The organism is Ruegeria sp. E8 (assembly GCF_056533985.1).
This window is the reverse complement of the sequence record NZ_JBQFOY010000004.1, coordinates 230,758-244,761: the sequence shown is the minus strand read 5'-3', so window position 1 is coordinate 244,761 and position 14,004 is coordinate 230,758. Positions and strand designations below refer to the sequence as shown.

Sequence of the window (14,004 nt, the reverse complement as noted above, 5' to 3'; positions counted from 1 at the left end):
GTTCGATCACGTTCAAAGCAATGAATTGTGATTGTGCGTCAGAGAATAACACCTGTTCAATTATGCAGGGTCAGCATTCGGCGTCCGGTTTTAGGTTCAGGACAAACGCAATGACTTTGCTGGCCGGCATTTCACACGGTTTCAGCAACGCACCGCTGGCGTGCGTCTGATACATGTTCAAGCTGACATAGTCGGTCCCGCCCAGTTCATGCGCGACCAGCTTGTGGGATTTTCCCCCAGCCATCTGTTGACGCACGACGACATAACGTTGGTTACCGGACGTACCTGTGAAACTGCCTTCGGGCAGTGCAAAGAAGGCGGAAACGAAACTGTCCGGCGCGGTCACGACTTTCCGATTTTCGGCTCGGTTCCGGCCTTGATCCGCGCAACGTTGGTGCTGTGGCGCCAATAAATCAAAAGTGTCAGGATAATCCCCAAGATAAAGGGTTGCCCGTTTGTCAGCACCAGCACCCATGCGGTCGAGAGCGCGGCAGCGGCCAGCGCTCCGACCGATGATATTCGCCAGATCAATGCCGCGACCAGCCAGGTGAGGCAACAAGCGATCCCGACACGCCAATCCAGTGCCAGCCAAAGACCCAGAAAAGTGGCCACTCCTTTTCCACCCTTGAAACCCAACCAGATGGGATAGCAATGACCTAGAAAGGCCATAAGGGCCGCGACCTGCGCGGCGTCTTCTCCGGCATAGGCGCGGGCAATCAAAACGGCGACCGCGCCTTTGGCCGCGTCAAACAGCAAGGTCAGTGCGGCAGCGGCCTTGTTCCCGGTGCGCAGAACGTTCGTCGCCCCGATGTTACCCGACCCGATTTCACGCAGGTTGCCCAGCCCCATGACCTTGGCCAGGAGCAGGCCAAAGGGGATAGAACCCATCAGATATCCAGTCACCGCCCATTGGAACAGTTCACTCGTCGAGTTGTCGAAAGGGGGCATCAGGAACTCCGAAACACTTCTTTACCTGCGACATAGGTCGAAATGACCTTACCTTGCATCCGCTGGCCGTCAAACGGCGTGTTCTGCGATTTGGATTTTAGGGCAAAACGATCAAGCACAAATGGCACATCCGGGTCGAACAGAACCAGATCTGCCGGGGTGCCTTCCGCCAATCGACCGCTTGTCAGACCAAGCCGTTTGGCCGGGTTGAACGCCATCGCCCGGAACAAGGTCGGCAGGTCCAGTTGTTCGGCGTGATACAGACGCAGCGCTGCGGGCAGTAACGTTTCCAGAGCCACGGCCCCTGACGCCGCCTCTTCAAACGGCAGGCGTTTGCTTTCTTCGTCCTGCGGTGTGTGCATTGAACTGATGATGTCGATCAGCCCTGATCGTACCGCCTCGATCACCGCTTGCCGGTCGTCCTCAGACCGCAGGGGCGGTTTGACCTTGAAGAAGGTGCGATAGTCGGCCACGTCCAGCTCGTTCAGAGTCAAATGATGGATCGAGGTGCCAGCGGTGATGTCCAGCCCGTTGCGCTTGGCCCGTTCCAACGCGGGCAGCGCGCGCGCGGTGGTGATCTGGTCAGCGTGATACGCGGCTCCGGTCATCTCCAGCAGGGCGATGTCGCGGTCCAACCCCATACGTTCGGCCATGGGGGAAACGGCAGGCAGTCCGCGCAGGGCTGCAAACTTGCCGCTGGTCGCCGCCGCCCCGGCGCTGAGCCCCGGTTCCTGAGGATGGGCAATCACCAGCGCACCGCAGGATTTTGCATAGGTCAGGGCGCGGGAAAATACCTTGGTATTGGTGATGACGTGGTCGCAATCGGTAAAGGCCACCGCGCCTGCATCCTGAAGGAACCCGATCTCGGTCATCTCACGCCCTTCGCGCCCTTTGGTCAAGGCGGCCATCGGCAGCATATTGACCGGTGTATCGGCTTGTGCCCGGCGGGTGACGAATTCCAGTGTCTCGGGTGTGTCGATTGCGGGGGTGGTGTCGGGGCGGGTCACGATGGTGGTCACACCCCCGGCCGCAGCGGCGAGGCCCGCCGATTTATAACTTTCCTTGTGGCGTTCGCCGGGTTCACAAACCTTGACGCCGATATCGATGATGCCGGGGGCGAGGCACTTACCGTTGCAGTCGATGATCTGGCCTGCAGACTTCGGCGCGCTTCCTTCGCCTCGGGCGACAATCCGGCCATCGTCCACCTGCAACCAGCCAGTTGTGTCCGTCCCGGCCTCGGGGTCGATCAGGCGGGCGTTGGCGAAAATGAGATCAGTCATGTCGAGGCCTCTCGGGCTTGGGTCAACGCCTTCAAAGCGGCATCGGGGTCGGAAAGGTTGTTAAATGAGAAAAACGGGTGACGGTCAAAAGTCACTCGTGTTCGATGGCTTGAAAAGTCCAGAAATCGGTCGATTTCAAGGTCTTTGGACTTCAGGTCCTTGTTGAACTCCCACGCTTTTCGCGACGTGACAACATAGACACGTCGTGTGCGAACCAACCGATCTCCGTAGATTAAGAACGGAAAAGCAATTGTTGAGATAAAGATTTTCCAGAAGTCCCAAGCGCTGTCGATGATCCAAGGGCTTCCTGCCCAAACCCCTATGAGAAGAATGATAGAGACTTTGTAGGCCCAGCCATACTGAAGTGGAAATAAACCCTGATCCGGTTGCCCAACCCACAAAACATCTTCGCCGTCAGGAATTTGTTCTTGCCACCATTCGCCGTTCATACCATCGCCCTTTCGATAGCAGCTTTGGTGGTGGCGGGATCGGCCTGGTATTTGATCAGGTGCTTGTCGCCGCCCTTGGTGACGATCTGGACGAAACTGCCCATGGTGTTGACCGCTTGGATCTGGTTCAGCGGCACCTTGCGCGGACCCGGGCCTGTCAAAGTGGTGTCCGACATCTCCCAATTGGCAACCAGCTCTTCCGAGGCCAGATACCACGCGCGAAAGCCGATGGCCGCCAGACCTGCGGGGGCTCCGGTCCAGATGTACGGGTTTCCGATCAGCCACAGAACGAGCATGGCACCGGCCATAGCAACGGCAGCCAGCCATGCATTTGTGCGGATATAGGCCCCTTTGTCCGGGGCGAAGGTCACAAGATCAGCCATATGACGCCTCCGATGACCAAAAACGCGGCCAGTGCCAGAATGGCCGACCCAACGCGGTGGGGTTTGTCATCGGCTGGAGTGGCTTGCGGGGCCGAGAAGGGCTTGGCGCTTTCGGTATCGATGACCCCTCCGGTCCAGTTTGTGGCTTCTTCCGTGAACAGGCCGATCATGCGCAGGCGCGGATCGGGCTTCAATGTCGCGGGGCGTCCCCGGAAGGCCGCGCTGCGCAAGACAATGACCCAACCGTCGATCGCGGCCAAAGCATCCCGGTCCAACTGGTCAGCGGGTACGCCGCAGCCCTCGGTCAGATAGCCGTACAGCCCGAGATCTTCGAGGTCGGATACCGGGAAAACATCGATCTGCTCAGGATCCAGACCGTTGACCCCAAGTACCTGATCGGCGGCACCCGGTTCACGCAGGAACTTCGCCTCTTCCGGGCGCATGTCCAACGCGAACAGGCGCAAGACGCCGCGTTCATGGGGGGCGATGGTCAGATCGCTCATGCGGCTTCGCGCAGGTTGCGGGCCAACAGGTCCATCGCGGCCATGCGGACGGCGACGCCCATTTCCACCTGTTCCTGAATGACGGATCGGTTGATGTCATCGGCCAGCGTACCGTCGATTTCGACCCCGCGGTTCATCGGGCCGGGATGCATGACGATGGCATCGGGTTTGGCCTGTGCTAGCTTGGCAGCGTCCAGACCATAGCGGTGGTAGTATTCGCGCTCCGAGGGGATGAACCCGCCATCCATCCGCTCTTTCTGAAGGCGCAGCATCATGACGACGTCGACGTCTTTGAGGCCTTCGTTCATGTCGTCGTAGATCTCGGCCCCGAATTCGGCGAACTGGCCGGGCACCAACGTTGGTGGCCCGATCAGGCGGATGCGGTTTTCCATCTTGCCCAGCAGGATCAGGTTCGAGCGCGCAACGCGGGAATGCGCGACATCGCCGCAAATGGCGATGTTCAGCCGGTGCAGCCGCCCTTTGGCGCGACGGATGGTTAGCGCGTCCAGCAGGGCCTGTGTGGGGTGCTCATGTTTGCCATCGCCCGCGTTCAGAACGGCGCAGTTGACCTTTTGCGCCAGCAGGTCCACAGCGCCGGAATGCGGGTGCCGGACCACCAGAAGGTCAGGATGCATCGCGTTCAATGTCATCGCGGTATCGATCAGGGTTTCACCCTTTTTGATCGAGCTCGCCTGCATCGCCATGTTCATAACGTCTGCGCCCAGTCGTTTGCCCGCCAGTTCGAAACTGGCCTGTGTCCGGGTCGAGTTTTCAAAGAACATGTTGATCTGGGTCAGCCCCGACAGCACGTCCGAATGTTTGGTCGACTGGCGGTTCATGGCGACATAGGTCTCGGCCAGATCCAGAATTTCGGTGATATCGGATTGGGACAGATGCTCGATGCCAAGAAGGTGACGATGGGCGAAACGCATGGGCGGGCTCCTGTCTGACAATCGGGCCGCTTATAGAAAGCTGCGCGGCCCAAGGCAACCTAAGGTTCCGTGCCCTCTGGCAGTTTTTCGCAGCCGCCCTCGGGCAGGCATAGTTCGCCCGGTTTGCACCATTTGCCATAGCCGCAGTCGACGGCCTTGATCGGAACACAGCCCTGATGCGCCGAGCATTTGAAGCCGGGGCGGCACTGCGATCCGGTTTCTTCGCACAAAAACCATCCCGGACGGGAACAACCGCCGCCGGGCAAGCAGAAGGAGCCGCGCGCGCAGGTGCGGCCGTCGTCGCAAGTTTTGGGTGGTGTGGTGTCCAGCTCGGGTGCGATCCGTTCGCACTCGCCACGTCCGTTGCAGAAACTGCCGCCCGGACAATCCAAGCGTGATGTGCATTTGTTCGCGCCTGCCGGCGCACATCTGGTTCCGCCCGCGACGCAGCGTTCGAATGGTCCGCAGGTGCGCCCGCCGCCGCAATAGGTGCCGCCCAGCGGAATGCAGTGGCCATCGAAGCTACATCTTTGGCCCCCCGAACAACAGGTGCTGCCGCATTTGAATTGGCCCGCACGGCATTGTCCTTGGGTGTTGTGGAACGTCGCCATCGCGGGATCGCCGGCAATAGCCAGCACAAGCCCGATCAGGAGGAATTGCAGAATTCTGAGCATCGCCCCCGGATGGTCGGCGCGACAGAGCGACCGATCAAGCCCTATTCGCTTTCCCTCAGCCCTCAGGCAGGTAAATTATCCGTATGGAATCGGGCTTGGACTATTATTCTGCGCGGGCGCTGCTGGAATGGCAGATCGAACTGGGCGCGACCGAGGCAATCGGAGATGCGCCGGTTGATCGCTATGCGTTGCCCGATACCACCCCCAAAACCAAGAAAACAGAAGCGGCCCCCGCGCCCCCTGCCAAACCCAAGCAGGTTGACCCGGTTTCGATCGCCCAGACGGCAGCTCAGGGGGCGGCCTCTTTGGATCAATTGCGCGCTACGATGGAAGCTTTCGACCATTGTGAGCTTAAACGCGGGGCGCGGCAGTTGGTTTTTGCCGACGGCACCCCCGGCGCGAAGGTGATGATTATTGGCGAGGCCCCCGGGCGCGACGAAGACCGCGAAGGCAAGCCCTTTGTCGGTCGCGCCGGTCAATTGCTGGATCGAATGCTGGCGGCGATTGATATGGATCGCCATGAGAACGTCTATATCACCAATGTGCTGCCATGGCGGCCCCCGCAGAACCGTGACCCCAAGCCCGAGGAAATCGGGATGATGAAACCCTTCCTGGAACGCCATGTAACGTTGGCCAAGCCCGAGGTTCTGGTGGTGATGGGAAATATCAGTTGTCAGGCGGTGCTGGGGAAACGCGGCATCACCCGTCTGCGTGGCAAATGGGATCAGGCGATGAACCTGCCTGTGATCCCGATGTTCCACCCTGCATACCTGTTGCGTCAGCCGCAGATGAAACGGCAGGCCTGGGCGGATTTGCTGGAGTTGAAGGCACGGTTGAGAGGTGGCGCATGAAAATTCTGGCATTCTCCGACCTGCACATGGCGCGCAACCGGGCAGCCGATCTGGTTGCCGCCAGCGCCGAGGCGGATCTGGTCATCGGAGCCGGAGATTATTGCAACATGCGGCAAGGGCTGGACGAGGCGATGCAGATGCTGTCAGGCATTTCGGCACCATTGGTCCTGATCCCCGGCAATGCCGAAAGCGCTGGTGAACTGGCTGACGCTGCACCCGAAGGCGTACACGTCCTGCACGGGACCGGCATGAGCGTAGATGGGCTGCGTCTTTTCGGTCTGGGATACGGCGTACCGCCGACACCTTTTGGAGACTGGTCCTGTGACCTGACCGAGGGGGCTGCTGCCGAGATGCTCGATAGGTGCGACGCGGCGGACATCCTTGTCGTTCATTCACCGCCCAAAGGGTACGGCGATCAGACCTCGCAAGGCCTGTCGGTCGGATCGACAGCCGTGCGGGATGCGATAGAACGTCTTCAGCCCGGATATGCAGTCTTCGGCCATGTGCATGAAAGCTGGGGTTATCGCGGGACATTGGGCCGGACACATTTGGCCAATCTGGGTCCGACTCTGAATTGGTTTGAGGTGGGTACGTGATCGAATTCCAGACCTTGCTGGTCTTTATTCCGGCTGCCCTGGCACTGAATCTGACACCGGGTGCCGATATGATGTTCTGCTTTGGGCAGGGGCTGCGGTCCGGGGCGTGGCCCTCGGTATCGGCAAGTGCCGGGGTGTCTGTGGGCTCGATGATACATGTGCTGCTGGCCGGGCTGGGTTTGGGCGCGGCGGTGTCAGCGCTGCCTTGGCTGTTTGAAGTGATCCGCTGGATGGGTGCAGCTTATCTTATGTATCTGGCTTGGGGTGCTATCCGAAACGGTGCTGCGACGGGGGATGCGCCTATGCGGTCGACGCGTATGGCTTTTCGGGACGGAATGTTGGTCAACCTGACCAACCCAAAGGTCATTCTGTTCGTACTTGCTTTTATTCCGCAATTCGTCGACCCGACTTTGGGCTCTGTCCTGCTGCAATTCCTGATCTTCGGGCTGATCATCGCGTTTGGCGGGTTTTTGGTGAACGGGCTGGTCGGTATCTTTGCCGGGGGTGCAGGCAAAGTGTTGATCGGCAATCCGCGCGCCTCTCGCATCATTGGTTGGATCACGGGCGGTATTTTTGCGGCCCTCGCGATCCGGCTTGCCATTATGGAAAGGGCCTGACGCAAGATGTCACGCATTGACGAAACCAAGGAGTTCATTCCGGTCAGAATTGCCGTCCTGACGATCTCGGACACCAGATCAATGGAAGAGGATCGCTCGGGCCAGACATTGGTGGACCGGATCGAAAAGGCGGGCCATGTGGTTGCGGATCGCAAGATCATCCGGGATGAGCGTTCTCAGATCGCCGATCAGCTGCGTGTCTGGGTGGCGGATGATCAGATTGACGTCGTGATTTCGACCGGAGGCACCGGACTGACCGGGCGCGATGTGACCGTCGAAGCGCATCGGGACGTCTATGAGAAAGAGATCGACGCTTTTGGCACCGTCTTTACCATCGTCTCGATGGAGAAAATCGGCACCTCCGCGGTTCAGTCGCGCGCAACCGGGGGTGTTGCAAGTGGGACATACCTGTTTGCGCTGCCCGGCAGCCCGGGGGCGTGCAAGGATGCGTGGGACGGTATTCTGGAAAAACAGTTCGATTACCGGCATCGCCCCTGCAATTTTGTGGAAATAATGCCCAGATTGGACGAACATCTGCGACGGAAGTAGACTGGTCGTACGTTCAAATCCGTATAACCGCTTTGTGGCTTGGCATAATTCGTGATCCAGCTACATTTTGTGGACGGCAGCTTGGTGCAACCGGGGTAACTGATTTATGCGATTTCTACGGCAAAGTCTTGTCGGTATCTTTCTGGCGTTTCTGACGCTGGCATTGCTGTTTGTCGCCGCCCAGACCATCGTGGGTGCGGTGCAGGATGTCCTGACGCGGGAAGATGCAACGCCCCCTGCGCGTGAACGTGAATTTGCGGTTGCGGTGCGATCGGCTGAGGCGGAAACCGTCATTCCTTATCTAGAGGCTTTCGGAGAGGTTCAGAGCCGTCGCAGGCTGGAACTGCGGGCGGCACTGGGTGGCCGCGTTATCGCGCTGGCGGAAGATTTTGAAGATGGGGGAACGGTAACGGCAGGCGAAGTTCTGGTTGAACTGGACCCGGCAGATGCCCAATCCGCGCTGGATCGGGCCAAGTCTGATCTTTTGGACGCCCAATTCGAAGAGCGTGACGCGGAACGGTCATTGTTGCTGGCGCAGGACGAATTGAAAGCCGCCGAAGCGCAGGCGGACTTGCGGGAACGGGCGTTGCAGCGGCAACGCGACCTGGAATCCCGGGGCGTAGGAGCCGCGGCCAGCGTGGAAGAGGCCGAACTGGCGGCTACATCTGCTCAACAGGCGGTTCTGGCGCGTCGCATTGCACTTGCGCAGGCGGAATCCCGCGTCGATCAGGCAACGACATTGCAGGCCCGGGCGGTGATCGCTCTGGAAGCGGCGGAACGCGACCTTGACGATATGACGGTGCGGGCCGGTTTCAGCGGTACCCTGACCGATGTGACACTTGTGGAAGGACGGCTGGTGTCGGCCAATGAAAAGCTGGCGGAACTGGTTGATCCCAACGCTCTTGAGGTGGCGTTTCGGGTATCGACTGCACAATATGTGCGGCTGTTGGATGAGAACGACAGGTTGATCAATGCGCCGGTCACCATATCGCTTGAGGTAACCGGCACCGATCTGACCGCCACGGGCCATATCAGCCGCGACAGCGGGTCAGCTGGTGAAGGCCAGACCGGACGCTTGATCTATGCGCGCCTGCAAGAGGCATCGGGTTTCAAACCCGGAGATTTTGTTACGGTATCCGTTCAGGAACAGCCGCTTGCCGGTGTGTTCCGCTTCCCGTCCTCGGCTTTGGATGCGTCGGGAACGGTTTTGGTGCTTGGGCCGGATGACCGTCTGGAAAGCCTGCCGGTGCAGTTGGTCCGCAGGCAGGGTGACGAGGTTTTGTTGCGCGGCGATGGGCTGGAAGGGCGCGAAGTTGTGACCGGACGTACGCCGTTGCTTGGGCCGGGCGTGCGGGTGCGCCCACAAAGGCTCGAAGCTGTGGCCGACCCCGGCATGGTTGAGCTGTCCGATGCAAAACGTGCCGAACTTATGGCCCGGGTCGAGGCCAACGATGCTATGCCGCAGGACGAAAAAGCGCAGGTTTTGGGTCAGTTGCAGGAAGCACGCGTGCCAGCGTCTCTGGTACACAGCATTGAAACCAGGGCCGGAGGTTGAGCGCCATGATGCGCGAGATACCCGGCGCGGCGGGCGGCCTACTCAGTTACTTCACCCGGCATAAGACAATTGCCAATCTGTTGCTGCTTGTGATGCTGGTTCTCGGCGCAGCAGCAATACCGAACATGCGGGCGCAGTTCTTTCCGGATGTTGTTTTGGAACGTGTCGATGTGAGCGTCACATGGGATGGTGCCGGTCCCGAGGATATGGACGCCGGAATCGTGCAGCTACTGGAACCTGCACTTTTGGCCGTCGAAGGCGTGACCAGTACCGAGGCCAGCTCGCATCCCGGCTGGACGCAGGTCAGATTGGAGTTCGAACCCAACTGGGACATGTCCCGCGCTGTTGAAGAGGTCCGGACAGCGATAGACAGCGTAACGGATTTGCCGGAAGGGTCCGAAGAGCCCGAAATCAAACGCGGCGCGTGGCGGGACCGGGTGACGGATGTTGTAGTCAGTGGACCCACCGATACCAACCAACTGGCGAAAATGACGGATGAGCTCATCAACCGTTTGTTCACTGCCGGTGTTACCCGTACGACCATCCGGGGCATAGCGGCACCGCAGATCATTGTCGAAGTCGCTACGGCGCAACTGATCGCTAACGACATCTCCATGGCAGATATTGCAGCAGCGATCGGATCCGAAGTGAATACCGATCCGGCTGGTGAGGTGGAAGGCGCAGGCGCACGCATTCGGGCCGGGATAGAAAAACGCACCCCTGAGCAGATTGAAGGCATCGCGCTTCGGACCAATGCCGATGGATCGAAGCTGACGGTTGGTGATATCGCAACGATCCGGGTCGAAGGTGTGACCCGGCATCGCAGTTACTTTGTGGACGAACACCCGGCCATGTCCATAAGGGTGGACCGGTCAAATCTGGGCGATGCGATAGCCATCCAGCGCTCGGTTGAAGATGTTGCCCGCGCCATGCAGGCCAGCGTACCTGAAGGTGTAAAGATCGAGCTGATCCGCACCCGGGCGCAGGCGATCACCGACCGGCTGAACATCCTTGTCGATAACGGGCTGATGGGCCTTGGCCTTGTCGTCTGCCTGTTGTTTCTGTTCCTGAATGCGCGCATCGCCTTCTGGGTCGCTGCAGGAATTCCAGTGGCGATGTCGGCGGCCATTGCGCTGATGTATCTGGGGGGCCTGTCGCTGAACATGGTCTCTCTGTTCGGCCTGATCATCACTTTGGGTATCGTGGTCGATGACGCCATCGTGGTGGGTGAACACGCAGATTTCCGCGCCCGTCGTCTGGGCGAAGCGCCTGTGGTGGCCGCTGAACGTGCGGCCCGGCGTATGGCGATGCCAGTACTGGCTGCGACGGTAACGACGGTGATTGCGTTTTTTGGTTTGACGCTGGTTGGCGGAAGGTTCGGAGAGCTGATCCGCGATATTCCGTTCACGGTGATTGCGGTTCTGATCGCGTCGCTGATCGAGTGTTTTCTGATCCTGCCCAATCACATGGCGCACGCGATTGCCCATTCAGCCAAGGAACACTGGTACGATCTGCCAAATCGTGTCGTCAACCGCGGTTTCCGCTGGGTTCGGGACAACCTGTTCCGCCCCCTTGTCGCTTGGGTGATATGGGCGCGTTATGTCGTTGTTGCGCTGATGATCGCCATCTTGGCCAGCCAGGTCGCTCTGTTCATTCGTGGTGACGTCAACTGGCGCTTTTTCAACGCACCTGAACGCAGTTCGGTGACTGGCGGCTTTATCATGCGCGAAGGGTCGGTGCGGTCTGATACGCTTGAAATGATGCACATGTTGCAGGACGCAACCAACGAATTGGGCCAGATCTATGAAGAGCGCTATGGCCGCAACCCGATTGACTATGTCCTGGCCGAGGTCGGCGGTACCGCTGGTCGTGGCCTTGCTGCGGCAGACGGAAAAGATGGCAGTGTCCTTGGGGGCATTTCAATCGAGTTGATCGACGCCGACCTGCGCCCCTATTCCAGTTTTGAATTTGTGGGCGAGTTGCAGGATTTCGTGCCGCGTCATCCAAAGCTCGAAGTGATCAGTTTCCGCGGTTGGCGATCCGGCCCCGGCGGCGACGCCATTGATGTGCAGTTCTATGGCTCGGACGTGAACGTGTTGAAGGCGGCTTCGGAAGATCTGCAAACCGCACTGTCGAAATTCCCCGAAGTGTCGGCGCTTGAAGACAATCTGGCCTATGACAAGGAAGAGTTCCTTCTGGACCTGACCGCGCAGGGGCAGGCGCTGGGTTTCCGGATCGAAACATTGGGGCGTGTCCTGCGCAACCGCCTGAACGGAATCGAAGCGGCAACCTTCCCGGACGGGCCCCGCAGTGCCGAAATCCGGGTGGAACTGCCCGAAGGTGAACTGACGGCGGATTTCCTTGAACGTACTCTCATGCGCTCTCCGGACGGGGTCTATGTCCCGTTGGCCGACATTGTTTCGGTCGAGCGCAAGTCAGGTTTCTCGACCGTCCGGCGCGAAAATGGCCTCAGGGTTGTTTCGGTATATGGCGACATCTCGGAAGACGATCCGGCGCGCGCGGCTGAAATCGAACGGGCGATGCAGGACGAGATTCTGCCCAATATCGCGGCGGAACGACAGGTCGAATGGCGCATGTCGGGTCTGAGTGAGCAGGAAAACGAATTCCTGGCCGAGGCGCGCACCGGTCTGATCTTGTGCCTGACCGGGATCTACCTTGTACTGGCATGGGTATTCGCCAGCTGGACAAGACCGCTGGTGGTTATGGCGATTATCCCATTCGGTCTCGTTGGTGCGATCTGGGGTCACTACATCTGGGAGGTGCCGCTGAGTATGTTCACCGTGGTCGGATTGCTTGGTATGACGGGGATCATCATCAACGACTCGATCGTTCTGGTGACCACGATAGATGCCTATCAACAGGATCGCGGGCTGGTTCCGTCGATTGTCGAAGGCACGGCAGACAGGTTGCGGCCGGTGATGCTGACCACGCTGACCACCGTTCTGGGACTTGCGCCATTGCTGTACGAAGGCTCGCAGCAGGCGCAGTTCCTGAAGCCCACCGTGATCACGCTGGTTTACGGTCTTGGGTTCGGGATGCTGTTGGTGCTGATTCTGGTGCCTGCTCTGCTGGCGATCCTCAATGACGTGGCGCGGCCGATGACGGCCATGCGCCGCGCGGCGCGGGCACCTGACAAGGTGGTTCGTGGCGCGCTGGCGGTGACCGGAGGCGCATTGGCGCTCTGGTTCGGCCTGACGATGGTCTGGCCCGCCGCAACCGGCGCGCCGATTGGCGCATTGCAGAGCCTCTATGCAGGTGGAGACGGTGTGGCGGTGCTGCAAATGGGGCTGGGCGCGTTTCTGGCCGGGGCGATACTGATCGTGGTCCTGAGTGTCTTGCTGTCAGGATTGCTCTATGGTCGGCTCACAAGATCGGCAGATGCTTAACCCGCGCGCAATGCGTACTCTAAAAGTTCAATGACCCGAGCGCTCATCGGCAGTTCGCCCTGACGTATTTGGTCAATCGGAAACCAGCGGGCATCCAACGCGTCGTCACCGGCTTTTGGCGCACCGGATTGATAGTGACAGGCGACACCCACCAGCAGGTAATGGGATACGACCTGCCCATCGTCATCCTGCCGAAGCAGATCCAGGTTGTTAAGGTAATGCGAGGGCTGCGCGATGACCGAAGTTTCCTCCTGCAACTCACGCTGCGCTGCCTGCAAAACGGTTTCCCCCCATTCCACATGGCCGCCGGGGAAGCCCCAAAGTCCCTGATCCGGCTGTTTGCTGCGCTGAACCAGCAGAACCTGATCCTGATGCAAAACAACCGCCAAGGCGCCGATCTTCGGAGTTTGGCTCATGCAATCAGCCTGCGCTGCAGCCCTGAATATCGACCGCGTGATTTGCCCCCAGAACAGTGATCCGAACCTCGGACCGGTTCAGCGCAAACGGCTCGCCGGACGCGTTGATAATCTCGGCCTTGGCCACCAATGTATCCCCCTGCCGCTCGGAAACGGGTTGCGAGGCCCAAAGGACGGGATTGCCGGGCTCGATTACGGCGACTTCACGGCCACCCGCCGACGGCATCGTCACCCGCGCCTCGATCCGCATACCGTCTTTTGTTGGTGTCAGATTGCAGGTGGCATTGGAGACGCGTGCCTCGCGCGCAGAATAGGGCCTTTGCGCCAGCGCCGCGGCAATCGCCGGGTTGCGGTCCGCATCGGCGTCGAGCGTATGGTCAAAACCCAGACGCTCCGGGATGCAAACGTCCTTGCAGACCCCCAGATCCATTTCACCTTGCAGGCGGACCGGTTTGGCGGGATTGCGCGGTGTGATCTCGATCGGCAGAACCAGTTGGTTTTCATAGCCGATGGACTGCAAGCCGTTTTGGTCGAAAATTGCAGGCGCAGGCCAGGTGATTTCCACGTGACCGACATTGCTGGAACGTTTCCAGTCGAACTCGGGCGGGATGCCGGCATCTCCGGGCGCGCGCCAATAGGTTTTCCAGCCGTCCTTGAGCGTCAGTTTCAAAGCGGTCAGATAGGTGCCGTTTGCAGTCCGGCCACCGTCCAGAACATCCAGTTGAACCACGCCGTCCAGACCCTGCGCAGCTACTGGAGCGGACAGACTCAGACACGCGAATGCGGCGACAGCGGTGGATTTCATTGACGTCTTCATAACCACATACATGCGCGGGCCAGGGCC

The 14,004-nt window shown here is 59.6% G+C and carries 16 protein-coding genes; 6 read left to right on the top strand and 10 right to left on the bottom strand.

What is annotated here, in order from left to right:
• Positions 1–70 precede the first annotated feature (70 nt).
• From ACR0LF_RS08060 to ACR0LF_RS08025, 8 genes are all read right to left on the bottom strand, one after another.
• On the bottom strand, positions 71–346 hold the full coding sequence (locus tag ACR0LF_RS08060; RefSeq protein WP_480579452.1) for a hypothetical protein: 276 nt from the start codon (positions 344–346) through the stop codon (positions 71–73).
• Complete coding sequence (gene plsY, locus ACR0LF_RS08055; protein WP_480579450.1) at positions 343–948, bottom strand: glycerol-3-phosphate 1-O-acyltransferase PlsY; 606 nt, start codon at positions 946–948, stop codon at positions 343–345. The genes ACR0LF_RS08060 and plsY overlap by 4 nt, the downstream gene beginning before the upstream one ends.
• Positions 948–2,228 (bottom strand): dihydroorotase, encoded by a 1,281-nt coding sequence (gene pyrC, locus ACR0LF_RS08050; RefSeq protein WP_480579448.1) that lies wholly within the window; start codon positions 2,226–2,228, stop codon positions 948–950. Before pyrC ends, plsY begins: the two co-directional genes overlap by 1 nt.
• Positions 2,225–2,446, bottom strand: coding sequence for a hypothetical protein (locus ACR0LF_RS08045; RefSeq protein ID WP_480579446.1), 222 nt, complete (start codon positions 2,444–2,446; stop codon positions 2,225–2,227). The genes pyrC and ACR0LF_RS08045 overlap by 4 nt, the downstream gene beginning before the upstream one ends.
• A 227-nt stretch (positions 2,447–2,673) precedes the next feature.
• Entirely contained in the window at positions 2,674–3,060 is a 387-nt protein-coding gene (locus ACR0LF_RS08040; RefSeq protein WP_480579444.1) for a hypothetical protein, read from the bottom strand.
• Positions 3,045–3,563, bottom strand: coding sequence for a hypothetical protein (locus tag ACR0LF_RS08035; RefSeq protein WP_480579442.1), 519 nt, complete (start codon positions 3,561–3,563; stop codon positions 3,045–3,047). The genes ACR0LF_RS08040 and ACR0LF_RS08035 overlap by 16 nt, the downstream gene beginning before the upstream one ends.
• On the bottom strand, positions 3,560–4,495 hold the full coding sequence (locus ACR0LF_RS08030) for an aspartate carbamoyltransferase catalytic subunit (protein WP_480579440.1): 936 nt from the start codon (positions 4,493–4,495) through the stop codon (positions 3,560–3,562). The genes ACR0LF_RS08035 and ACR0LF_RS08030 overlap by 4 nt, the downstream gene beginning before the upstream one ends.
• A gap of 59 nt (positions 4,496–4,554) precedes the next feature.
• The gene (locus ACR0LF_RS08025; RefSeq protein ID WP_480579438.1) at positions 4,555–5,169 is read right to left on the bottom strand and encodes a scavenger receptor class F, member 2; all 615 of its coding nucleotides are present in this window, start codon (positions 5,167–5,169) and stop codon (positions 4,555–4,557) included.
• An 83-nt stretch (positions 5,170–5,252) separates the two neighbouring features.
• On the opposite strand from ACR0LF_RS08025, the gene ACR0LF_RS08020 reads away from it, so the two are divergent.
• The 6 genes from ACR0LF_RS08020 to ACR0LF_RS07995 all read left to right on the top strand — a co-directional run bounded on the left by ACR0LF_RS08020 (position 5,253) and on the right by ACR0LF_RS07995 (position 12,744).
• On the top strand, positions 5,253–6,020 hold the full coding sequence (locus tag ACR0LF_RS08020; protein ID WP_480579436.1) for a uracil-DNA glycosylase: 768 nt from the start codon (positions 5,253–5,255) through the stop codon (positions 6,018–6,020).
• Positions 6,017–6,616, top strand: a complete 600-nt coding sequence (locus ACR0LF_RS08015; RefSeq protein WP_480579434.1) for a metallophosphoesterase family protein — start codon at positions 6,017–6,019, stop codon at positions 6,614–6,616. Before ACR0LF_RS08020 ends, ACR0LF_RS08015 begins: the two co-directional genes overlap by 4 nt.
• Positions 6,613–7,233 carry a LysE family translocator gene (locus ACR0LF_RS08010; protein ID WP_480579432.1) on the top strand — a complete coding sequence of 207 codons (621 nt, stop codon included), beginning with the start codon at positions 6,613–6,615 and terminating at the stop codon, positions 7,231–7,233. The genes ACR0LF_RS08015 and ACR0LF_RS08010 overlap by 4 nt, the downstream gene beginning before the upstream one ends.
• 6 nt (positions 7,234–7,239) lie before the next feature.
• Entirely contained in the window at positions 7,240–7,782 is a 543-nt protein-coding gene (gene moaB / locus ACR0LF_RS08005; protein WP_480579430.1) for a molybdenum cofactor biosynthesis protein B, read from the top strand.
• A gap of 106 nt (positions 7,783–7,888) precedes the next feature.
• The gene (locus ACR0LF_RS08000) at positions 7,889–9,337 is read left to right on the top strand and encodes an efflux RND transporter periplasmic adaptor subunit (protein ID WP_480579428.1); all 1,449 of its coding nucleotides are present in this window, start codon (positions 7,889–7,891) and stop codon (positions 9,335–9,337) included.
• A 5-nt stretch (positions 9,338–9,342) separates the two neighbouring features.
• Entirely contained in the window at positions 9,343–12,744 is a 3,402-nt protein-coding gene (locus ACR0LF_RS07995) for an efflux RND transporter permease subunit (RefSeq protein ID WP_480579426.1), read from the top strand.
• Here the strand turns inward: ACR0LF_RS07995 and ACR0LF_RS07990 are convergent.
• Entirely contained in the window at positions 12,741–13,160 is a 420-nt protein-coding gene (locus ACR0LF_RS07990; RefSeq protein WP_480579424.1) for an NUDIX hydrolase, read from the bottom strand. The two genes, ACR0LF_RS07995 and ACR0LF_RS07990, sit on opposite strands and share 4 nt — an antisense overlap.
• Before the next feature lie 4 nt (positions 13,161–13,164).
• Positions 13,165–13,965 carry a protein-disulfide reductase DsbD domain-containing protein gene (locus ACR0LF_RS07985; protein ID WP_480579422.1) on the bottom strand — a complete coding sequence of 267 codons (801 nt, stop codon included), beginning with the start codon at positions 13,963–13,965 and terminating at the stop codon, positions 13,165–13,167.
• Positions 13,966–14,004: the final 39 nt, after the last annotated feature.